This window comes from Vibrio sp. 14G-20 (assembly GCF_026241515.1).
In the GTDB taxonomy this organism is placed as follows: domain Bacteria; phylum Pseudomonadota; class Gammaproteobacteria; order Enterobacterales; family Vibrionaceae; genus Vibrio.
In genome coordinates this window covers 70,959-93,325 of sequence record NZ_JAPHPW010000017.1, presented here as the reverse complement: position 1 = coordinate 93,325, position 22,367 = coordinate 70,959, and the positions used below count along the sequence as shown (strand labels likewise).

General features: G+C 44.6%; 19 protein-coding genes and 1 tRNA gene. 9 read left to right on the top strand and 11 right to left on the bottom strand.

Translation table 11 applies throughout. The features are described 5' to 3' along the window. Positions 1 to 19: 19 nt before the first annotated feature. From OQJ75_RS15715 to ybaK, 5 genes are all read left to right on the top strand, one after another. Positions 20 to 403 carry a SirB2 family protein gene (locus tag OQJ75_RS15715; protein ID WP_009848726.1) on the top strand — a complete coding sequence of 128 codons (384 nt, stop codon included), beginning with the start codon at positions 20 to 22 and terminating at the stop codon, positions 401 to 403. Between the two features lie 27 nt (positions 404 to 430). Further along, a complete protein-coding gene (locus OQJ75_RS15710) occupies positions 431 to 1,240 on the top strand; it encodes a SirB1 family protein (RefSeq protein ID WP_265970922.1) in 810 nt (269 codons plus the stop codon). 23 nt (positions 1,241 to 1,263) lie between these two features. Further along, positions 1,264 to 2,118: a 3-deoxy-8-phosphooctulonate synthase gene (gene kdsA / locus OQJ75_RS15705; RefSeq protein ID WP_174571129.1), complete on the top strand. Its 855-nt coding sequence runs from the start codon at positions 1,264 to 1,266 to the stop codon at positions 2,116 to 2,118. 507 nt (positions 2,119 to 2,625) lie between these two features. Then, positions 2,626 to 4,287: a bifunctional UDP-sugar hydrolase/5'-nucleotidase UshA gene (ushA, locus tag OQJ75_RS15700; RefSeq protein ID WP_265970923.1), complete on the top strand. Its 1,662-nt coding sequence runs from the start codon at positions 2,626 to 2,628 to the stop codon at positions 4,285 to 4,287. Between the two features lie 118 nt (positions 4,288 to 4,405). Next, complete coding sequence (gene ybaK, locus OQJ75_RS15695; RefSeq protein WP_265970924.1) at positions 4,406 to 4,879, top strand: Cys-tRNA(Pro) deacylase; 474 nt, start codon at positions 4,406 to 4,408, stop codon at positions 4,877 to 4,879. A 107-nt stretch (positions 4,880 to 4,986) separates the two neighbouring features. Here the strand turns inward: ybaK and rluF are convergent, their stop codons facing one another. From rluF to OQJ75_RS15680, 3 genes are all read right to left on the bottom strand, one after another. Next, the gene (gene rluF, locus OQJ75_RS15690; RefSeq protein WP_265970925.1) at positions 4,987 to 6,120 is read right to left on the bottom strand and encodes a 23S rRNA pseudouridine(2604) synthase RluF; all 1,134 of its coding nucleotides are present in this window, start codon (positions 6,118 to 6,120) and stop codon (positions 4,987 to 4,989) included. 176 nt (positions 6,121 to 6,296) lie between these two features. Then, positions 6,297 to 6,878, bottom strand: a complete 582-nt coding sequence (gene smrA, locus OQJ75_RS15685) for a DNA endonuclease SmrA (RefSeq protein ID WP_017076135.1) — start codon at positions 6,876 to 6,878, stop codon at positions 6,297 to 6,299. Positions 6,879 to 7,049: 171 nt separating this feature from the next. Then, entirely contained in the window at positions 7,050 to 7,190 is a 141-nt protein-coding gene (locus OQJ75_RS15680) for a DUF3149 domain-containing protein (protein WP_017062321.1), read from the bottom strand. 255 nt (positions 7,191 to 7,445) lie between these two features. Between OQJ75_RS15680 and OQJ75_RS15675 the strand changes: the two genes are divergently transcribed. Next, positions 7,446 to 7,522 (top strand) — tRNA-Pro (locus tag OQJ75_RS15675). A gap of 220 nt (positions 7,523 to 7,742) precedes the next feature. Here OQJ75_RS15675 and OQJ75_RS15670 read toward each other — a convergent pair. After that, on the bottom strand, positions 7,743 to 8,165 hold the full coding sequence (locus OQJ75_RS15670) for a hypothetical protein (protein WP_265970926.1): 423 nt from the start codon (positions 8,163 to 8,165) through the stop codon (positions 7,743 to 7,745). A gap of 122 nt (positions 8,166 to 8,287) precedes the next feature. Further along, positions 8,288 to 9,175, bottom strand: coding sequence for a TraB/GumN family protein (locus OQJ75_RS15665; RefSeq protein WP_265970927.1), 888 nt, complete (start codon positions 9,173 to 9,175; stop codon positions 8,288 to 8,290). A 405-nt stretch (positions 9,176 to 9,580) separates the two neighbouring features. Between OQJ75_RS15665 and OQJ75_RS15660 the strand changes: the two genes are divergently transcribed. Both OQJ75_RS15660 and OQJ75_RS15655 read left to right on the top strand, forming a co-directional pair. After that, a complete protein-coding gene (locus OQJ75_RS15660) occupies positions 9,581 to 12,232 on the top strand; it encodes a beta-N-acetylhexosaminidase (RefSeq protein WP_265970928.1) in 2,652 nt (883 codons plus the stop codon). A 536-nt stretch (positions 12,233 to 12,768) separates the two neighbouring features. Next, complete coding sequence (locus OQJ75_RS15655) at positions 12,769 to 13,482, top strand: oligogalacturonate-specific porin KdgM family protein (protein ID WP_265970929.1); 714 nt, start codon at positions 12,769 to 12,771, stop codon at positions 13,480 to 13,482. A gap of 238 nt (positions 13,483 to 13,720) precedes the next feature. Here the strand turns inward: OQJ75_RS15655 and OQJ75_RS15650 are convergent, their stop codons facing one another. Together OQJ75_RS15650 and OQJ75_RS15645 are read right to left on the bottom strand one after the other, a co-directional pair. Beyond that, a complete protein-coding gene (locus tag OQJ75_RS15650; protein WP_265970930.1) occupies positions 13,721 to 14,161 on the bottom strand; it encodes a DUF411 domain-containing protein in 441 nt (146 codons plus the stop codon). Next, positions 14,151 to 16,964: a heavy metal translocating P-type ATPase gene (locus OQJ75_RS15645; RefSeq protein WP_265970931.1), complete on the bottom strand. Its 2,814-nt coding sequence runs from the start codon at positions 16,962 to 16,964 to the stop codon at positions 14,151 to 14,153. Before OQJ75_RS15645 ends, OQJ75_RS15650 begins: the two co-directional genes overlap by 11 nt. A 301-nt stretch (positions 16,965 to 17,265) precedes the next feature. On the opposite strand from OQJ75_RS15645, the gene gltX reads away from it, so the two are divergent. After that, positions 17,266 to 18,693 (top strand): glutamate--tRNA ligase, encoded by a 1,428-nt coding sequence (gltX, locus tag OQJ75_RS15640; protein WP_265970932.1) that lies wholly within the window; start codon positions 17,266 to 17,268, stop codon positions 18,691 to 18,693. An 83-nt stretch (positions 18,694 to 18,776) separates the two neighbouring features. Here the strand turns inward: gltX and OQJ75_RS15635 are convergent, their stop codons facing one another. From OQJ75_RS15635 to OQJ75_RS15620, 4 genes are read right to left on the bottom strand one after another with little or no spacing between them, the layout of a single operon-like run. Beyond that, entirely contained in the window at positions 18,777 to 20,000 is a 1,224-nt protein-coding gene (locus OQJ75_RS15635; protein ID WP_265970933.1) for a beta-ketoacyl-ACP synthase, read from the bottom strand. Continuing rightward, positions 19,997 to 20,722: a 3-ketoacyl-ACP reductase FabG2 gene (locus tag OQJ75_RS15630; protein WP_016767037.1), complete on the bottom strand. Its 726-nt coding sequence runs from the start codon at positions 20,720 to 20,722 to the stop codon at positions 19,997 to 19,999. Before OQJ75_RS15630 ends, OQJ75_RS15635 begins: the two co-directional genes overlap by 4 nt. Then, positions 20,719 to 21,183: a hotdog family protein gene (locus OQJ75_RS15625; protein WP_017076633.1), complete on the bottom strand. Its 465-nt coding sequence runs from the start codon at positions 21,181 to 21,183 to the stop codon at positions 20,719 to 20,721. Before OQJ75_RS15625 ends, OQJ75_RS15630 begins: the two co-directional genes overlap by 4 nt. Continuing rightward, positions 21,176 to 22,363, bottom strand: coding sequence for a beta-ketoacyl-[acyl-carrier-protein] synthase family protein (locus OQJ75_RS15620; RefSeq protein WP_265970934.1), 1,188 nt, complete (start codon positions 22,361 to 22,363; stop codon positions 21,176 to 21,178). Before OQJ75_RS15620 ends, OQJ75_RS15625 begins: the two co-directional genes overlap by 8 nt. Positions 22,364 to 22,367: the final 4 nt, after the last annotated feature.

Sequence of the window (22,367 nt, the reverse complement as noted above, 5' to 3'; positions counted from 1 at the left end):
AAAAATATAAAGGAATACCATGTACGAAGGTTTAAAACATTTTCACTTACTTACGATTGCTATAAGCGCACTGCTGCTTTCGATTCGTTTCGCTCTTATGATGGCTAACTCTCCGAAGCTTAAGCACCCTTTCTTGCAGCGTTTTCCTCATATCAATGACTCGTTGCTACTGCTATCGGGTATTGGTTTGATTTTTATCACTGGCTTTATTCCATTTACACCTGCAGCACCATGGTTAACCGAAAAACTAACCTGTGTTATGGCATACATCGCATTGGGCTTCTTTGCGCTTAAGCTAGGTAAGAACAAGTTATTGAGAGTTTTCTCTTTCTTTGGTGCACTTGGCTGGTTAGCAATGGCAGGCAAAATCGCAATGACGAAGACACCAACATTTTTCGGTTAATTATCTCCTTATTTCGGTTAACTATCTATGTACGAATTTTTTGATGAAGACTTTGACCAGCTAGAGTTAGCTGAAGGTGCATTGATCTTAAATAAAGCGATTAACCCAGACACTCAAGACAGTTGGGCAGAGCAAGAGCTGGCGAGATTGTTAAAAGACGCCGAATTTGCTCTGGTTAATGAAACCGATGAACAGCAGAAGTTTGAATCTTTTATTCGACTATTCTTTTATGAATGGGGCTTTGCTGGCGATAAAGAGGCGTATTTCTCTTCGGAAAACGCGTTCATCGATAAAGTGCTTGAGAGAAAGAAAGGCATTCCAGTGAGTTTGGGGGCGATCTTTCTTTTTCTAGGTCGCAAGCTAGGCTTTCCTGTAGAGGGTGTCTCTTTCCCAACTCAGTTCTTGCTTAAAGTGAGCTGGTACGGGCAAGCTGCTGCCTATATTAATCCTTATAACGGTGAGTACGTTGGTGAACAAACGTTGAGAGCATGGTTAATAGGACATGATGGCCCATTAGCTAAGGTGAAACCTGAACACTTAGAAGTCGCCGACCACCCAACCATTATTGGTAAGTGGTTAGCACTGCTCAAGAGTGCACTACTGCGAGAAGAGCGCTATACGCTTGCACTAAAATGTACTGATCTTGCATTAACGTTTGTACCGGATGACCCGTATGAAATCCGCGATCGTGGCTTTATCTATCAACAGCTAGATTGTCACCAAGTAGCAGCAACGGATTATCAATACTTTATCGACCAATGCCCAGATGACCCGGCATCTGAGTTACTTAAATCTCAAGTGAACGTCATGAACGAAAAAGCCGTGGTCGTTCACTAGTTAATAATTATTTTAGAGAGAATATGATGGAACAGAAAACAGTTCATATTGGCGACATGCCAATTGCTAACGACAAGCCATTTACGCTATTTGCAGGCATGAACGTTCTTGAATCTCGCGATCTAGCAATGCAGATCTGTGAGCACTACGTGAAAGTAACAGAGAAGCTGGGTATCCCTTACGTATTTAAGGCGTCTTTCGATAAAGCGAACCGTAGCTCTGTTCACTCATACCGTGGTCCTGGTATGGAAGAAGGTCTTAAAATCTTCCAAGAGCTGAAAGATACATTTGGCGTGAAGATCATCACTGATGTTCACACTGAAGCACAAGCTCAGCCTGTTGCTGATGTGGTTGATGTAATCCAACTACCTGCATTCCTAGCTCGTCAAACGGACCTTGTTGAAGCAATGGCTAAGACTGGTGCGGTAATCAACGTGAAGAAGCCTCAGTTCATGAGCCCGAACCAAGTTGGCAACATCGTTGATAAGTTTGCTGAGTGTGGTAACGACAAGATAATCCTTTGCGAGCGTGGCGCTTGCATGGGTTACGACAACCTAGTGGTTGATATGCTTGGCTTTGGTGTAATGAAGAAGTCTTCAAACGGTAGTCCAATCATCTTCGACGTGACGCACTCTCTACAAATGCGTGACCCATCAGGTGCAGCATCTGGCGGTCGTCGTGAGCAAACGGTTGAACTAGCTAAAGCTGGCCTAGCGACAGGTATTGCGGGTCTGTTTATTGAAGCGCACCCGAACCCAGATCAAGCACGCTGTGATGGTCCATCTGCGCTACCTCTAGATAAACTAGAACCGTTCTTGAAACAGATGAAAGCACTTGATGACCTTATCAAAGGCTTTGAGCACATCGATATTAAATAGCTGTAGCTGATGTTAAGTAACTCGCTAATGTGAATTAGTTAAAGTGGTTATTTTAAAGAGATCAAATAAACGCCCAACTCTAAGAGTTGGGCGTTTTTGTTTATCTGGGTATCAGTTCTTTTCACTGTGCGCTTATCTGTTTTTCTGAGTACTAATTAGCGCTAGATGATTAATTCTTTGTTAACAGAACCTCTGATTCCCTAAGAAAGTGGTATAGGTGTGTGAGGTCTGTCCTGTTTATAGTAAATTACTGATGTTCATCACACTTTATAAGTAAACGATTGCCTGTGATGCAGGGGAAGTTTGAGTGTAATCTCATAATTTTGTTACACTTAACTGCCGATCTATGCGTGACCAATTCGACATAAATATGAAATCGTCGTGTTACATCTAGAATGTTAATTTAAGATTAGTCATGTTGAAGTCTTATTGTTCGAACTCCAGGAAAGGGGTCGCAATAGATTATAAAAAGCAGTGGATTCCCCTAAAAAGTTCAAAGGTATGACAATGAAGCAACGCCTTATTCTAAAGACAGCACTAAGTGCTGCAATCCTAGCTACTCTAGCTGGGTGTGCGTCTCAATCAACTCAAGATTGGAACCAAGACGAAACTTACAAGCTAACGGTTCTGCATACTAACGACAACCATGGTCGTTTTTGGCAGAACAAATACGGTGAATACGGAATGTCTGCGCGTAAAACGCTTGTTGATCAACTTCGTGCTGAAGTTGAAGCAGAAGGCGGTAGCGTGTTGCTTCTATCTGGTGGTGACATCAACACGGGTGTGCCAGAGTCAGATCTTCAAGATGCAGAACCTGATTTCAAAGGTATGAATAAAATTGGTTACGATGCAATGGCATTGGGTAACCACGAGTTTGACAACTCTTTAGACGTACTACAAAAGCAGATCGACTGGGCTAACTTCCCAATGCTATCTGCAAACATCTACGACAAAGCAACAGGCGAACGCAAGTTCCAAGCTTACGAGATGTTTGAAAAGCAAGGTATCAAGATTGCGGTTATCGGTCTAACCACTGAAGATACGGCAAAAATCGGTAACCCTGAGTTCATCGCGAGCATTGACTTCCGTGACCCTAAAGAAGAAGCGAAGAAGCTAATCGCTGAACTTAAAGAAACAGAGAAGCCAGACTTAATCTTCGCTGTGACTCACATGGGTCACTACGAAAACGGCCAACGTGGTGTTAACGCACCGGGTGATGTAGCACTTGCTCGTTACCTAAACGAAGGCGACCTAGACATGATCGTTGGTGGTCACTCTCAAGAGCCTGTATGTATGGAAGGCCCTAACGTTGCGAAGAAAAACTTCAAGCCGGGTGATGAGTGTAAACCAGACGTACAGAACGGTACCTACATCGTTCAAGCTCACGAGTGGGGCAAGTACGTAGGCCGTGCTGATTACGAATTCCGTAACGGTGAACTAGAGATGGTGAACTACGATCTGGTTCCAGTTAACCTTAAGAAGAAAGTTAAGATTGACGGTAAGAAGCAACGTGTTCTTATTCAAGATGAAATCGCACAAGATCCAGAGTTGCTTGAATTCCTACGTCCTTTCCAAGAGCAAGGTCAAGCACAGCTAGAAGTTCAAATTGCTGAGACAAATGGCAAGCTTGAAGGCGATCGTAACGTCGTGCGCTTCCAACAAACTAACCTAGGTCGTTTGATTGCGACTTCTCACATGGAGCGTGCACAAGCAGACTTCGCTGTGATGAACTCTGGTGGTGTTCGTGACTCAATTGAAGCGGGCAATGTCACTTACAAAGATGTACTGAAGGTACAACCTTTTGCAAACATCCTGACTTACACAGACATGACAGGTAAAGAAGTTCTAGATTACCTAAACGTTGTGGCGACGAAACCAATCGATTCTGGTGCTTACGCGCAGTTTGCTGGCATTTCAATGACAGTAGCAAATGGTGAAGTATCGAATGTCTTCATCGGTGGCAAACAGCTTCGTTTAGACGAAACATACCGTTTCACAGTGCCAAGCTTCAACGCGGCCGGTGGTGACGGTTACCCTAAACTGTCTGATCACCCTGGTTACGTAAACACTGGCTTTGTTGATGCAGAAGTACTGAAAGAGTACCTAGAAGCAAACAGCCCAGTAGACGTGAACAAGTACGCGCCTTCTGGTCAAATGGTTTACAAGTAATTGAACCCAATAAATTTAATCACTAGGTGCTGAATTAGATTGACTCTAGCACCATGATAAATTTTACTAAAGCGACGCCTCGGCGTCGCTTTTTGTTTATCTATCGTTTGGATTTGTTATGACCCCAGCAATCAACCTTGCCAAGAAAAAGAAAATCGCTCATTCAGTGCATCAGTATCATCACGATGCGAATAATACCAACTATGGTTTAGAAGCGGTTGAAGCGCTTGGTCAGGATCCTAAACGAGTGTTCAAAACGCTGTTGTTCTGTTTGAATGGTGTGGCTAAAGACTTGGCTGTGGCGGTTATCCCTGTGGACCAAAAGTTAAACCTAAAACTTGCAGCAAAAGCGGCAAAAGGAAAAAAAGCAGAGATGGCCAATCCTGATATTGCACAGAAAACCACAGGTTATGTTGTGGGTGGAATCAGTCCGCTTGGTCAGAAAAAAGCATTACCTACTTTTGTCCATTCCAGCGCTACCAGTTTTGAAACGATATGTGTGAGTGCAGGGAAGCGAGGGCTAGAAATTGAGTTAGATCCAAAAGACTTAGCGATGCTGACTCGCGGTCAGTTTGCTGATCTATGTTTATAGATTGTCGTCGTCATGATGATAAAACTATCGAATGACAAACAAGAACGCCCGCTAGACTAATCTAGCGGGCGTTCTTATATCGAGTGTCTCGTCTTAACTTACTCTGACTACTTCTTCAGACCTAAAGTACCACCAACACGCTTTGGTGCAGATTTGTTCGGTCTGTTTGAATCTTGGCTGTGGTTTACCGGTTTACCGTTTCTACGATCGTTATTGTCGCGATCTGTACGATTGCGATCCGAACGATTTTTATCTGAATTAGAACGTTCTGAACGAGAGTTTGACTTCCAGTTCTCGGTATTACCACCGCTTTCACCGTTCGATGAATTGCGGCCACGCTTTGAGTTAGGTGCATGACGGAATTCATCCGCATTATTACCACGGTACGTGCGTGTACGGTTCTCGTTTTGATTACGGCGCGCTGTTGAAGTTTGGTTCTCTTCACGGCTGTCAAAAAGTTTCGCGTCAGTTGCTTTACGAATGCGTTGACCTTTCGCGTTCATTTTTGATGCATCTTCAGTGCTTACTGAGCCTTCACACATCGCTAAAATTTCAGTGATCTCTTCGTCGCTCAGGTAGCGCCATTTGCCGTTGGGTATACCGTCTAGTGAGATATTCATAATACGAACACGGCGCAGCTTAAATACTTCGTAACCAAGCGCTTCACACATACGGCGAATTTGGCGGTTAAGGCCTTGCGTTAAAGTGATTCGGAACGAGAACTTGGTTTCTTTCTCGACCTTACATGGCAAGGTCACTGTATCGAGAATATGAACGCCAGCGCCCATTTGCTTCAAGAATTCCGTCGTAATCGGCTTATCTACACGCACCACGTATTCTTTCTCGTGGTTGTTACCTGCACGTAGGATTTTGTTTACGATGTCGCCATCGTTGGTCAAGAAGATAAGACCATCAGAAGGCTTATCTAGACGACCAATCGGGAAAATACGTTTGTGGTGGCCGATAAAGTCGACGATGTTGCCAGGAATATCACGTTCAGTGGTACAGGTGATACCTGTTGGTTTATTAAGAGCAATGTAGATCGGCTTCTCTTTTGAGCGAACAGGTTTATTGTCGATCTCAACATCATCACCTGGCAAGACTTTAGTACCCATCTCAGGGATCTTGCCGTTAATAGTAACTCGGCCTGCATCAATGAGTTTATCGGCTTCGCGGCGTGAGCAAAAACCAGTTTCACTGATGTATTTATTAAGGCGTTTAGCTTGGGATTCTTGTGACATGATATTCTCTTAGCGTTTCACAACGGAAATATAGATAAACAAAAAGCAACCTTTGGATAGTTGCTTTGAGTTGAAATTCGTTAACTGAGGCAATTTTAGCACTTGGTGTGAGTCTAGGCACGAAATATCGATCTTGATGCTAAATCGTTACTAGTCCATTTATCTATCTCAACCTATTAACTGGTGCGCTTTTGATGGCGCTCTCTGTTCTCTAGCTTTTTCTCATTACTCTTTCTGAGCATGACATAGACTGCGCCCGTACCACCATGAAATTGCTGAGCAGAATGAACACATTGAACGTCGTTGATTTGCGTGAGCCAATTTGCCACGTAACTTTTCATCATTGCTGGTGGATTCGAACGCTCACCCTTACCATGAACAATGATGACGGTACGAACATCCATTCTCAAACATTGACGCAAAAATGAAAGCACTTCGTTACGTGCATCTTTCAGTGTTTTTCTATGAAGGTCGAGCTTGGCTTGAATAGGGTATTTGCCTAGGCGCAGCTTTTTGTATACGCCTTCCTGTACACCGTCTTTTTTATAAGCAATGACATCGTCTGGCTTGATCATTGGCGAGTAGTCTAATGACAAGTAGTCTTTCTCGTCGTCTGACAGCCACATAGCGGCTTCACGCTTAGCAAGGTGAGATTCGGTGACTCGGTGTACTTTCTGGTGTTCAGCGGTGTCATGGTCGATACGTTTAACATCGCCCATCATTTCTTGGAATAGATCTAAGTCGTCGTCATGAGACATAGTGTTCATCTCAAGTTGGAGAAGGATAGGGTAAGTATACCTAAGTCGAGGCAGGGTTTAAAAATGAAAAAACCGGAGCAGACAAGAGAAATCTACTCCGGTGCAAAGAGTTTTAACATTTATTTATCAATAAAAGAATACTCAAAAGTAAATGATTTAGACTGAGCTATTCTAATGAGGAGATTTTTCAGTCATAACTTTGTAGATGAAGAAGCCTCCATAAAACATCATGAGACCTAAAGCCCCGAAGATTACTATCATTGAAGATAGCCCCACCGCATTACCAAATAGGAGATCTAGCCAAAAGTCCATGTGTATACCTCAAAGTTATATGACACGGGTTAGTGTATTAACTGGCGTTATCAATTTACTGATCTGGATCAATCCTGTTTCATAAGTTAAATACTTGTTGGTAACTGTGTGTTTTTCGTCACATCAAGCGTGTCATTGTATGTCTTTTGTTCGAACGATTCGAATTCACCATAAATATGAGAAAAAGCGCTTGCGGATAAATTAAGAATCCGTATTATACGCTCCATCGACAGGCAATAAGCCAGTTAGATATCTCGGTGAATAGCGCAGCTTGGTAGCGCATCTGGTTTGGGACCAGAGGGTCGGGGGTTCGAATCCCTCTTCACCGACCACATTTAGAAAGCCTGCTCATTGAGCAGGCTTTTGTCGTTTCCGGGCATGGGAAATGGGGTTTGAACCTAGGTAGGGTTCGCTTGATATTCAAAATAAGCTCTTCACCGACTACATTAATAAAAGCCGTAACAGAAATGTTACGGCTTTTTTGCATTTCGAAATAGTTAATGTATTTATATGGTTTAGGCCATCAGGATGGGATGTCAGTCCCCAAATTACTTACTTAATATCGCAGGTAATGTCTTTGATTGGCGTCTCTGAAGTAACAAAACAAACATAAGCTTCAACAGGGTTATTTGGACCAATTCGAATGTAACCTGCCTGTACTTCATCTTCGTCAAACGTCACCGAGTGAGAATTACCCGTTCCGCCATCGTAGAAGCTTGCTTCAAAATTACCATTCATTTGGTTTGCGATACGGTTACGTGTTGTAGAAGTCGTGAACGTAATATTCGCGCATCGCATTGGTGGCTTCTCAGTAATCAAGAACTGTCCGCTTTCTTTATCTAGTACGCCGCCTTTTGTATCTGGCTGAATGTCTATCGATTGGAATTGTTCGATTGTACAAGTTTCTTTGGCTGAGGCTATTGAGGGCATCAGCATCGTGAGGGCTAAAGGGAAAGCAAAAAGTACTGGTTTCATTAGAACAACGCCATAGGTAAAAAGAGCGAAAGATAATAGCACCGCAATGGTGCTATTAAATGTAAAGATTCTGTTATTAAGGAAGTGCTTTTATAACGAAAACAAAATGAGGTTGAGCATCGTTAGCTTTTTTGGCTAGCCTTAAATTGACATTGGGCTGGTTGGCTTTGTGATTGCTGGATGACGCTGAACCCTTTCTCTTCTAATAACTGTAAAAGGTTGCCTTCTCCAATTAGGTGCAAGGTGCCAACTACTATCAAGTAGTTCCCTTTAGGCTTAAGCTTCCAATCTGTGGTGGATAGTTTGTTTGCCCAGTCTATGTTGCGATCGGTTAAGAATGCTTTCTCAAGTTCAGGCGACATCTCTGACAGCTCTGCGAAGGCTTCCAGCTTTGCTAAATCACCCGCTTTCCAGCTTTCAATTAGGCAATGAACCACACGATCAGTTTGGTCAAATTCTTCAAGGCTACTGACTAACCACTCCTTACCGTCGTCCTTTTGTTTTGTCATCAGGTCTATTTGAAACTGCAGAGGCTCTAAACTGATCACCGGAACATCTTGGATAGTTGCTTTGTGAGCTAGTGTCGCATCAACGCCGCTGGCGGAGCCATAACCCAGGTTTTTTAACTGCTGCATCTGTATGGAGAGAGAAGTAGCCCAAGGCGGTGAACTAAGCAGTTGTTGCGTCGGCATGCCCAATGATTTTGATATGTCGGTTAATAATTGTAGCTGTTCTGCATTGAGTACATCGGCAGTCGTGAGTTTGTTGTTGGGATACACAACACCACTTGTCTTTGTTATGTCCGTCTCGATAACTAATCCGTCACTGTTTTTTAGCGTGTCGGTGATTGCCGAAGGGAGTGGGTACATACTCTCGTCCCCAACGTGTACAGAACCTAAGATAGTGAGTGTCAGTTCACCCTTTTTCGCTTGCCAATAGAGTGGCTCGGCGACTGCTTGCCTAGCTGAAAAGGCGAGAACGAATAAAACCATGTACCAGAGTGGACGCAAAGGGAGCTCCTTTAGGAAGAATTAAACTCGTTAAAATCGATTTTGACGGCGTTTTTTAACGGTTTTTTTTGAGAACGATGTCACGTTGTTTGTACGAAAAGTATAACAACCCGAACAAACTGTTAAACCTTTCTCTCTATCAACGACACGATTTTATGAAATCCTTTAAAAAGATTGTGATTCAATTCTCAATTTTTACGTCAAAATAAAACTGACGGAAGTGCCGTTAATTCTAACTTTATGATTTTTATGTAATTAATTTTATCGCCAATTTTGAGATTTGAAGCTGATCACTTTATTAACCTGATTTAATTCACGCCAAAAAATAAGCCCATATAGTTTAGCTAACTTTCGAAGCGCTCTAATTTGCTTCTTACTCAATTTTTAAATTTATGGGTGAATACGATGTTGAAGAGAAACTTACTATCTGTAGCGGTACTGGCTGGTTTGACGGGTTGTGCTGTAACGCAAGCACCTGAGCAACAGGTTGTTAATGCACTGGCTGATAACCTTGATGTGCAATATGAAATCTTGACTAACCATGGCGCAAACGAAGGCATGGCCTGTCAGGACTTAGGCGCAGAGTGGGCATCATGTAATAAAGTGAACATGACGCTAACTAACGATGGTGAAGCGATTGATTCAAAAGATTGGACCATCTACTTCCACAGTATTCGCCTTATCTTAGATGTTGATAATGAGCAGTTTAAAATCACTCGCGTAACCGGCGACTTACACAAGCTAGAACCAACAGAAAAATTCGATGGTTTTGCAGCGGGTGAAGAAGTGATTCTGCCATTAACCAGTGAATACTGGCAACTGTTTGAAACTGACTTCATGCCAGGTGCATTCGTAACGGCGCCTAACGCAGAACCAAAGATGATTGCTTCATTGAATACTGAAGATGTAGCGTCGTTCGTAACAGGTCTAGAGGGTAACAACCTTAAGCGTACTCCTGATGACAACAATGTCATGGCAACCGCGGTTACGCGTTTTGAAAAGAATGCTGATCTAGCAACTCAAGACGTATCAACAACGCTATTACCAACGCCAATGTCGGTGGAAGCGGGTGAAGGTTCAGTCAGCATTGCTGGTGGTATTGCCCTACCAAAAGACGTATTCGATGCTGATCAGTTCGCTGCAATTGAAGAACGTGCAGATGTGGTAAACGTAGATGTGAGTGGTGACCTTCCAGTAAGTGTTACCGTTGTTCCTACTCAGTTTACGGGTGATTTAGCAAAATCTGGCGCTTATGAACTAAGCATCTCGGAAGAGGGGATTGCGATTAAAGCGTTTGATAAAACAGGTGCTTTCTACGCAGTTCAGTCTATTTTTGGCCTAATAGACAGTCAGAACGCTGAATCATTACCACAACTGTCGATCAAAGATGCGCCACGTTTCGATTACCGTGGTGTGATGGTGGATGTTGCTCGAAACTTCCACTCAAAAGATGCCATCCTAGCAACGCTAGATCAAATGGCGGCATACAAGATGAATAAACTGCACCTTCACTTAACAGATGATGAAGGCTGGCGTTTAGAAATCCCAGGTTTACCAGAGCTAACGGATGTAGGGTCTAATCGTTGTTTTGATTTGGAAGAGCAAAGCTGTTTACTGCCTCAGCTAGGTTCAGGTCCAACAACAGACAACTTTGGCTCTGGTTTCTTTAGTAAAGCGGATTACGTCGAGATTTTAAGCTACGCCAAAGCGCGCAGCATCGAAGTAATTCCAGAAATTGATATGCCAGCACACGCTCGTTCTGCTGTGGTATCGATGGAAGCGCGTTACACTCGCCTAATGGCGGAAGGTAAAGAAGCGGAAGCGAACGAATACCGTCTGATGGATCCACAAGATACATCGAACGTAACCACGGTTCAGTTCTACGATAAGCAAAGCTTCATTAACCCATGTATGGAGTCTTCGACTCACTTTGTCGATAAAGTGATCTCTGAAGTGGCGGCAATGCACCAAGAAGCGGGCGTTCCACTAACGACTTGGCACTTCGGCGGCGATGAAGCGAAAAACATCAAGTTAGGCGCTGGCTTACAAGATATTAATGCAGAAGATAAAGTGGCTTGGAAAGGCAATATTGACTTGTCTAAGCAAGATAAGCCATTTCAACAGTCTCCTCAGTGTCAGTCTTTGATCACTGATGGAACGGTAAGCGACTTCGGTCATTTGCCAAGTCACTTTGCAGAGCAGGTATCTAAGATTGTTGCTGACAAAGGCATCCCTCACTTCCAAGCATGGCAAGATGGCCTTAAATACAGCGAAGGCGAGAAAGCATTTGCAACCGAAAGCACTCGCGTAAACTTCTGGGACGTTCTTTACTGGGGCGGAACTTCATCAGTATACGACTGGTCAGCGAAAGGGTATGACGTGATTGTCTCTAACCCGGACTACGTATACATGGATATGCCATACGAAGTTGATGCTGCAGAGCGCGGTTACTACTGGGCAACGCGTGCAACAGATACACGTAAGATGTTTGGCTTCGCACCAGAAAACATGCCACAAAACGCAGAAACATCATTAGACCGTGACGGCAATGGCTTCTCTGGTAAAGGCGAAATTGAAGCGAAACCTTTCTATGGTTTGTCTGCACAGCTTTGGTCTGAAACAGTACGTACCGACGAGCAGTATGAATACATGGTATTCCCTCGCGTACTTGCAGCAGCAGAGCGCGCATGGCACCGAGCTGATTGGGAAAATGACTACAAAGTGGGCGTTGAGTACTCTCAAGAAACCAACTTAGTGAATAAGCAGGCTCTAAACAGCGACTTTAATCGCTTTGCGAATATTGTTGGTCAACGTGAACTAGCTAAGCTTGAGAAAGCAGGCATTGATTATCGACTACCAGTACCGGGCGCTCAGGTTGTGGATGGCAAGCTAGCGATGAACGTTCAATTCCCAGGCGTAGAGCTTCAGTACTCTGCTGATGGCGAAAACTGGTTAACGTACGATGAGCAACAACGTCCATCGGCTTCTGGCGAAACTTACATCCGCTCTATCTCTGAAAGTGGCGAGAAAGTAAGTCGAGTAACCTCAGTTAAATAATCGATAAGCAACATTAATAGAAGAGCTCCCTCGTTATTATCTTACTCAAGGTAAAAAGTGGGAGCTCTTTTTGTTTGCCGCGAATTAGGGTCTCATCCAAAACGGGAACATATAGAAACCGTCTTGGTTTATAACGTCAACAATGCACATAAGGTGAGGTTCATCGCAAAAGTGACGCGCTTCTCATTATTCTCTTCAAAAAATAAGTCCCTCATAAAAAACTCTAAATCAGGTGTGATTCAATTAACTGAATCTAATTTTGCACCGTAAAATAATGTGATCCCGATCTGTACATTTTTCCATCTTGAGTTTTTTATCAATTTTTATGTTTTTAAGTATTTGATTTTAATATGTTAAATAACTTGTTCTTTTTTGATAGTGAGAGAGATCACTCTGTCTGCTCTTTTATTTTGAAACGCAAATTAATTCGAGCAACATAGATTTCATGCCAGGGAGGCGACCAACTACTCAAGCGGTGAAGGTGAATGATGTACCGAAGATATGCCGCTGAAAAAATCAAACTAAGGCAGTTTACTATGAAAAAAATTATCGCTCTAAGTGCTCTTTCTCTTGCTTTCGCTTCTAGTGCTTTTGCTGATTCTTCTTACGTAACAGGTAACATCCAAATTCACGATGACGGCCGTATCCACGGTTCTGATATGACTTCTACGCTAGAAGCTGGTCACACGTTTGACAACTCTCTAGGCGGCTTCACGGTTTACACTGAGTTTGATGGCATCCAACTGGGTGACCTTGAAGGACTAACTGCTGCTGAAACTGGTGACTTACCAACTACTGGTCAAGCAAACGCATTCATCACTGTTGGTGGTGAGCAAGCGTTCAACATTACTGATAACCTATGGGTTGCCGCTGGTTACCAACATGTGTTCTCTGCAGGTGAGAGCATTCAATTCCGTCCATTAGTTAAGATCGGTTACAACTTCGATAACGGTATCTCTATTAGTAACCGTACTCGTGCACACATCGATGATACTTCTGCTGATGCTGACACAGACTACCGCATGGATAACCGCATTGCTTACACAGTGAATGCTGACCTAGCACTTAGCTACAACAACGTATACATGATTGATGCAGAAGCTATGGACCACGAGTTACGTGCAACATGGACTCGTCAAGGCGTTCAACCTTACTTTGAGTTCCGTAGCCAAGCTAACGGCGTAGACTTCGCAAACGGCGACTCTAAGCAGAACAACGCATTCGTATTCGGTGCTTCTTACGGCTTCTAAGCGGATTTATTTAGCGGTTTAGTCAATGAGACTATTCGCGAAATAGCTTTTTTGCCAAAGCACTTCCTTCGTGAATGAGCGAGGGGATTAAGCGGCACTAACAGCCCGGTTAGTGCCGCGACAAGATTTGCTTTACTGTCCAAAAGCAAAGAGCCTAGTAAGTAAACCACAGTCTTGGGTTTGCTTGATACTAGGCTCTATTTTTATGCTTTCATTTCTAGCTTAGTGTTCGTGTACTTTAGTTGCCTTTATAGTGACGGTACTCAAACACCTGACCTTTATCATTAAACGCGTACACAGAGTACTCGTCTTTCTTATCGCCATATTCCATACCCGGTGAGCCCATTGGCATACCCGGAACCGCCAAACCAATCGCATTACGTGGTGGATTGTCTAAAAAGGCTTTTACGTCTTCCGCTGGAATGTGACCTTCAAACACATAACCGTCGATCTCTGCCGTGTGGCAAGAAGCCAGCTCTTGCGTTACGCCTAACTTTTGCTTGATAGGGTTCATATCATCGTGGAGCTTCTCTGTTACATCGAACCCGGCATCACGCATATGCTCTGTCCATTCTGTGCAGCAGCCGCAGTATGGAGATTTGTGGTTTAGAACATCAGTAGCCAAAGCCTGTCCTGAAATTGCAGCGAGTGCAGTAAGAGTCATAACTTTACGAATCATGGTTAACCTCATGAATATGGTTTTTATTAATATTAGAATGAGTTGGTTTGAACAATCTCAGCCTGTTGGCATTGCTTACTACAGTAATTGACGACATCGCCATAGCTGCTCCTGCAACTACTGGGCTAAGCAGAAATCCAAAAAACGGGTAGAGCACACCGGCGGCAATAGGGATGCCAAGCGAGTTATAGATGAAGGCACCAAATAGGTTTTGCTTCATGTTTCTCACGGTCGCTTGGGACAGTTCTATCGCGTTACTTACAGACAGTGGCGACGAGTTGAGAAGTGTCATTTGTGCACTTTCAATCGCAACATCACTGCCACTGCCCATTGCGATACCTATGTCGGCCTGAGCAAGCGCTGGTGCATCGTTAATGCCATCTCCAACCATAGCCACACTCTTATATTGTTGTTGAAGCTGAACAATATGCTGAGCTTTCTGCTCTGGTAGTACTTCCGAGATAACCTCATCGATACCGACGCTTTTACCAATCGCTTGAGCAACAGAATCGTTGTCGCCTGTTAATAGCACGGTGTGAATTCCGGCGGATTTTAGTTGAGCAATGGCTTGTTTGCTATCTATTTTTAATGCATCTGAAATGCCTAATATGCCTTCCAGTTTTTGGTCGATGACTACGAAGATTGGCGTCCATGCTTGTGTGCGGCAAAGTTCGATAAAGTCACTGCCCATTTGAGTATCAATACCAAGTTGGGTTAGGTATTTAAGAGAGCCGACTTGAACGTGTTTGCCGTTAATGTTGGCTTGTACTCCAAGGCCTCGGCGGTTTTCAAAGTCGCTGTGTGGGAGTGCTGAAACTTCTAAGTTTTCGGCATACTGGCAAACGGCTTTCGCAAGTGGGTGCTCTGAACCGACTTCAACGGAATAGGCGTAAGCCAGCAGTTCTTGTTCTGATAGGTTGTGATAAAACGCCTGCTGAACGCTTGGCTTACCTTGGGTTAGGGTGCCTGTTTTATCAAACACGACTGCATCGATTTTGCTGGCTGATTGCAACACATCGGCGTCTTTGATCAGAACGCCAAACTCAGCGGCTTTACCTACGCCGACAGTAATAGAGAGTGGAGTCGCTAGGCCTAAGGCACACGGACAAGCGATGATCAGCACGGTAGTCGATACCACAAGCATGTAACTGGCACTTGGTTGTGGGCCAACAAAAAACCAAACTAGGGCGGCAACAGCTGCGATTGCGACCACAACGGGTACGAACACGGCAGAAATAGAGTCAGCAAGCTTCGCTATCGCGGGTTTGCTGCTTTGTGCCTGGCGAACCATCTGAATGATTCGAGCTAACATGGTGCTTGAGCCTATTCCTGTCGCTTCAATAACTAAGCTGCCATCGCCATTAATCGTACCTGCAGAAACACCATCACTCACCGATTTAACGTTGGGAAGTGGCTCACCGGTCAGCATGGATTCATCGATATAAGACTCGCCAGATACCACAACACCGTCAACTGGCACTTTCTCACCGGGTTTTACTCGTACTTGCATGCCTACTTGGATGGCTTCTACAGCAATGGTCTGTTCTTTGCCATCGACGATGACCACCGCTTTTTGAGGTTGTAAATTAATCAATGCTTGTAGTGATTTTGTGGTGCGAGCTTTGGCTTTTGCTTCAATGTAGTGGCCCAAAGAAATAAGACCAACGATCATCGCGCTCGCCTCAAAGTAGACATGGCGAGAGGCTTCAGGGAACCATGATGGAATCAGCACGACCAACATTGAGTAGAACCATGCTGCGCCTGTACCCAAAGCAACTAACGTATCCATGGTTGCACGTTTATGCATCAGAGATTGCCAAGCGTTGGTGAAGAAGCTACGACCTGAAGTGGCCAGCAGTACCAAACAGACCACACCGATTAATCCCCAAGCCAGTTGATCGTTAAATGTAGTAATGGTCATGCTGCCGCCGAACACACCCCAAGCCATCAGCGGAGCCCCAAGCAGTAGCGCGCTTACTGAGTTTTTTAGGAAGGCCTGTTGAGTGCGAAGTTGTTGCTCTTGCTGTTTTTGTTGTTGTGTTGCCGCATCATCAACAAACTCGGCGCCATAACCTGCAGTTTTAACCGATTCGATGAGCTCGTTTTCGATCAGGTCACGTGTTTTAGAGGTGAAAACCAAGGCCGTTTGCTCGGCAAGGTTGATCTGAGCTTGGTCGACGAACTCGTTCTTTTTCAGTGCTTTTTCGACTGAAGAGACACAACTCGCACACGTCATCCCCTCAAGAACAAGGTGATAAGTATATTGACTCGCAACGGGTTCAGTTGGCGTCGATTCTGTAGGTGCTGGTTTTTTATCTTCTTCTAAATCTGAACTTGGTGAGAGGTCATGGGCTTCAGAGTAGGGAGTTGCGTGATAACCCACGCTTTCGACCAACTCAATTATCTCGGATTCAGAAAGCAGAGTGATCAGTGATAATTCCTGTTTGCTGACTTCTAGGTTTGATGCTTGCTCGGTTTGTTCAAGCGCTTGAGTCAGTTTGTTCACGCACTTACCGCAGTTAAGGCCAGATAGCGAAAGGTGCAGTTGATTGCCCATGCTATAACCAAGCGTCGCTAACTGTTCGCTGAGTTGAACGTAACTAAATGGAGTCGAAATATCGATGTAGGTCGGAGATATATCATTGATCGTCGTGTTGTCGAGATCAGCAAACAGTGTGCGGATTTTCTTCGCACAACCCATGCAATTTAGGCCGTTGAGCGCGGTTGTGTAGTGGTTCATATCGATACTCCAATTCTCATCTACGCCTAACATAAACCTTCCCGTAAGGGTAAGGTCAAACATAAATTCAAGAATTTGATCTTAGTGGTGCATTAGCTGGTGGATTCAATTTTGGAATCGGAGAGGGGAATAAAGGATCCGCGACTATAATCTACTGGTTAAAGCTATAGATTCGCTATTTTGAAGGCGGAATTCGGCTTTCTATAATCGCTTTCGTACAACAACAGCACATTAATCATTCACTACTGATTGTAGATTTAAGCGGTGGTGATAAAATAGCGCCCAAAATTTAGTGATATTTGGTCATTACAGGCTTTGTAATCGGCGCCACTAAAAGAATCACCTACATAATCAAGGTATTTAAATGACGGTTAAAACTCGTTTTGCTCCTAGCCCAACTGGCTATCTTCACGTTGGTGGTGCACGTACTGCACTTTACTCTTGGCTATTCGCTAAAAACCAAGGCGGTGAATTCGTTCTACGTATCGAAGACACAGACCTTGAGCGTAACTCTCAAGAAGCGGTTGATGCAATTCTAGAAGGCATGCAATGGATGGGTATGGAATGGGACGAAGGTCCTTACTACCAATCTAAGCGTTTTGACCGTTACAACGAAATGGTTGATAAGCTACTTGCTGAAGACAAAGCATTCAAATGCTACGCGTCTAAAGAACTGCTTGATGAAATTCGTGCAGAGCAAGAAGAAAACAAAGAGATGGCTCGCTACGATGCTAACCACCCTAAAGTTGTTGCAGCAAACGAAGCAGCAAAAGAAGGCGATGCGTGCGTTATCCGTTTCCGTAACCCTAAAGAAGGCAGTGTAGTATTTGATGACCAAATCCGTGGTCGCATCGAAATCGCTAACAGCCAACTTGATGACCTAATCATTCGTCGTACAGACGGCGCTCCTACTTACAACTTCGTAGTAGTAGTGGATGACTGGGACATGGGTATTACACACGTTGTTCGTGGTGAAGACCACATCAACAACACACCTCGTCAAATCAACATCTATGAAGCACTAGGCGCGCCAGTTCCAACGTTCGCTCACTGTGCAATGATTCTTGGTGATGACGGTGCGAAACTTTCTAAGCGTCACGGTGCTGTTTCTGTAATGCAATACCGCGACGAAGGTTACCTACCAAATGCACTAAACAACTACCTAGTTCGTTTAGGTTGGTCTCACGGTGACCAAGAGATCTTCTCTCAAGAAGAGATGATTGAGTTCTTCAGCCTAAACGCAATCAGCAAGTCTGCATCTGCATTTAACACAGATAAGCTACTTTGGTTGAACAACCACTACATCAAGACTTCTGAACCTGAGTACGTTGCAAAATACCTACAATGGCACCTAGACGCACAGAAGATCGATACAACAAACGGTCCAGCTATCACTGAAGTGATCAAGCTAGTTGGCGAGCGTTGTAACACACTTATCGAACTTGCTGAGCAATCTCGTTACTTCTACGAAGATTTCTCTGAGTTTGAAGCTGGCGCAGCTAAGAAACACCTACGTGGTGTTGCTAAAGGCCCACTAGAGCTTGCTCTTGCTAAGGTTGAAGCACTTGAAGATTTCACTACTGCAAACATCAAAGACGGTGTGATTGCAGCAGTATGTGAAGAGCTAGAGATCGGCATGGGTAAAATCGGTATGCCACTTCGCGTAGCAGTAACAGGCGGCGGTCAGTCTCCTTCTGTTGATGCTGTGATGGAGCTTGTTGGTAAAGAGCGCGTAATCGCTCGTATCAAAATGGCTCTTGAGTTCATCGCTGAGCGTGAAGCTAACGCTTAATTGAGCGATTGCTAGAATCAAAAAAGGGTCAGTAACTTGGTTACCGACCCTTTTTATTTGTTTGGAGTTTTATCTAGCTAAGCCTAGATTTTCTTGAAGATGATGGAAGTGTTGATCCCGCCAAAGGCAAAGTTGTTGCTCATTAGATATTCAACATCCAATTCGCGACCAGATCCTGTGATGTAATCAAGCTTGCCGCAGCGTTCGTCGATGTTCTCAAGGTTTAAGGTTGGGCTGAACCAACCTGAATGCATCATCTCTAGGCTTAACCAAGCTTCAATCGCACCACACGCACCAAGCGTATGACCAAAGTAGCTTTTCAATGAACTGATTGGCACTTCACCGAAAATGTTCGCGGTCGCATTACTCTCTGCAATATCGCCTTTTTCAGTGGCGGTACCGTGCGCAGACACATAACCGATTTTTTCTGCCGGAAGTTGCGCATCTTTCAGAGCTTTTTCCATACAGATTTGCATGGTTTCCATCTGAGGTTGGGTCACATGAGCGGCATCACAGTTGCTGGCAAAGCCGATGATCTCAGCGTAGATCTTTGCACCACGAGCCACGGCATGTTCATACTCTTCAAGAACAAGCGTGCCTGCACCTTCACCAATAACTAAGCCATCGCGCTCACTGTCGTAAGGACTAGGGGACTTTTCTGGCGTGTCGTTTTTTAAACTGGTAGCAAAAAGGGTATCGAAAACGGCAGACTCAGTTGGGCATAGTTCTTCACCACCACCAGCAACCATCACGGTTTGGTAGCCGTGTTTGATCGCTTCATAGGCGTAACCAATCGCTTGGCTTCCTGAAGTGCAGGCACTGCTGGTGGGAATCACGCGTCCGCGCAAGCCAAAGAACAGTCCAACGTTGACCGCAGCGGTGTGTGGCATCATTTGAACATAGGTAGTTGCTGTGATTGCTCGTGTCGATTTCTCGTTAAGCATCACACCAAACGCACCTACGGCATCAGTACTGCCGGTTGAAGACCCGTAGGCAATGCCCGTTTCTCCGTTAGTTAGAACATCATGTCCAATCAACCCAGCTTGTGTTAAAGCATCTTCAGTCGCGACAGTGGCTAAGCGAGAAACCCGACCCATGCCTCGAACCTGTTTACGTTTGTAGTGTTTTGGTAACTGGAAGTCATCAATAGGCGCAGCTAGCTTAGTGTTGAGGCCATCGTATTGCTCAAAACTTGGCATATATTGAGTGGCATTTTCACATGCTTTCAGTTTTGGCTCGATGTGCTGCCAATCATTACCAAAGGCAGTAACACCAGACATGCCAGTTACAACAACGCGGTGGGTCATACTAAGCCTCCATTGACTGAAATTACTTGGCGAGTGACGTAGCCTGCAATATCAGACATTAGGTAGCTGACTAGGCCAGCCACTTCTTCTGGCTCGCCCATGCGGCGCAGTGGAACTTGAGGTAGAGCGTGATCTTTCACGTGCTCATCAACCATACCGGTATCGATTAAGCCTGGAGCAACACAGTTTACCGTGATCTTGCGTTTTGCGAGCTCAAGAGCAAGAGACTTAGTTGCGCCAATTACGCCCGCTTTTGCTGCGGCATAGTTAGTTTGGCCACGGTTACCCATGATGCCTGATACTGACGCTAAAGTGACGATGCGACCGCCTTTACGCTTTTGAACCATAGGCATTACGCACGGGTGAAGTACGTTGTAGAAGCTGTCGAGGTTGGTATGGATCACGCCATCCCACTCTTCTTCCGTCATGGCAGGGAAGGCCGTATCACGAGTAATGCCCGCGTTATTTACTACGCCATAGTAAGCGCCATGTTCAGCTATATCTGATTCAAGCGTTTCACGGCATTCACTGCGATTGCTGATATCGAATTGGATCAGACGTCCTGCGCCACCCAATTCAGTGATCGACTTTAAGGTATCTTCGGCACCTTGCTTGTCACCCATGTAATGAACGGCGATTTCAAATCCGTCTTTTGCGAGTTGAATAGCGATCGCTTTACCAATGCCTTTACTGGCACCAGTGACTAAAACCTGACGGGTCATGATGGGCTCCTAGTTTTCATTTCTTGTAATTTTTGTTCAGTTGGCACATAGACATTAAGTTGGCATTGAGCCACCAATTCGCCTTGGTCTTCGACTCTGGCGGTAAACACGGCCATGCCACTGTCTTCCATCAGTTGCTCGGCGTAGATATCAAGGGTTTGCCCTTGAGAAAATTGGTCACAAAGTGATTTGTAACGACGAGAACCCAGTAAGAAGCCGATGGGTGGAGTGGTGCCGTTTTTTATCGCGTGGTATCCAGACCAAGCGGCAACCGACTGCGCCATAAACTCGATACCAACATAAGCGGGTACGGTTTGAGTGTCTGCGTTAAAGAACAGGTTATGTGCTCCAATATCCACTTGGCAGTGAATCGATAACGCCTCTACGCTGATAGCACGATCGATTAATATCATCGGGTCATCATGTGGGAGGAGTTGGTCTACAGAAGGGATATCAGTCATTTACTACACCAAAAATCAGGCTAATGTTGTTGCCACCAAAAGCAAATGAGTTGCTTAAGATGTTCTTTACTTTAAGTTTCTGGGCACAGTTTACCAAATCAATCTCAATATCCTCAGCTTTATCCTGACATTTTTGTAAGGGAAGCGGTAAGTCATATTTTAAAATATGCCATGCTATTGCTGCTTCTATCGCACTCGCGGCTCCAAGAGTATGCCCGGTGAGTGGCTTGGTGGAACTGACGGGAACCTTGTTTGCAAAAATACGATGAATGGCTTTGCTTTCCATTGAGTCATTGAGAGGCGTAGCGGTGCCATGGGCATTGATATAGCCGATATCCTCTGCTGTTAGCTGTGCAGCGTTCAGTGCCTTTCTCATGGCTTGTTCTGCGCCGTTTCCTTCAGGGTGAGGGGCTGATATATGGTGCGCGTCAGAACTATCACCACAACCTAACAGAGCAATATTGGGTAAGTTGTTCGATGGTTTTATTTTGCTAAGCAGCATAAATGCGGCGGCTTCTCCGATATTAATACCATCTCTAGAAGCACTAAAAGGCTGACAATGTGTCGTTGAAAGCGCTTCAAGGCCATGGAAGCCATTGAGCGTAAGTTTACATAAGGTATCGACACCTCCAACCAAAACAGCATCGGCTATGCCGGAATCTAACAGTCGCTCGGCGGTGAGAAATACACGGCCACTTGATGAGCAAGCCGTCGAAATTGCATAACTTGGCCCCATTATCGCGCAGTATTGGCTGACGAACTCAGAAGTATTGCCAAGCTCTTGTTTCGAGTAATGGTAATGCTCAGGAAACTCATCGTGTGTCAATTTATGTTTGAAAGCCGCTTCACCATCAGAAATACCTGAGGTGCTAGTGCCTATAACAACAGCAACTTTATCCGAGCCAAATTGTAATGTTGCTTGCTCGATAGAATCTTTGATTTGGTTTAGGGCCGATAACGCGAGCTGGTTATTACGAGTAGCGTATTCGGCAAGGTGCTGAGGAATTTCAGGCAGATCGCCCGCTACCTTACCAACGACAGTCGACTTGCCGTCATTCAGCATATCGTCCACTTCAACCATGTTCGATCTGTGCTCATTTTTAAGGCAGTCGTGAATTTCAGCAACACTTGAGCCTAGCGCCGAGTGGAAACCACAGTCTTGGATGTAAAAAATAGGCATAGTG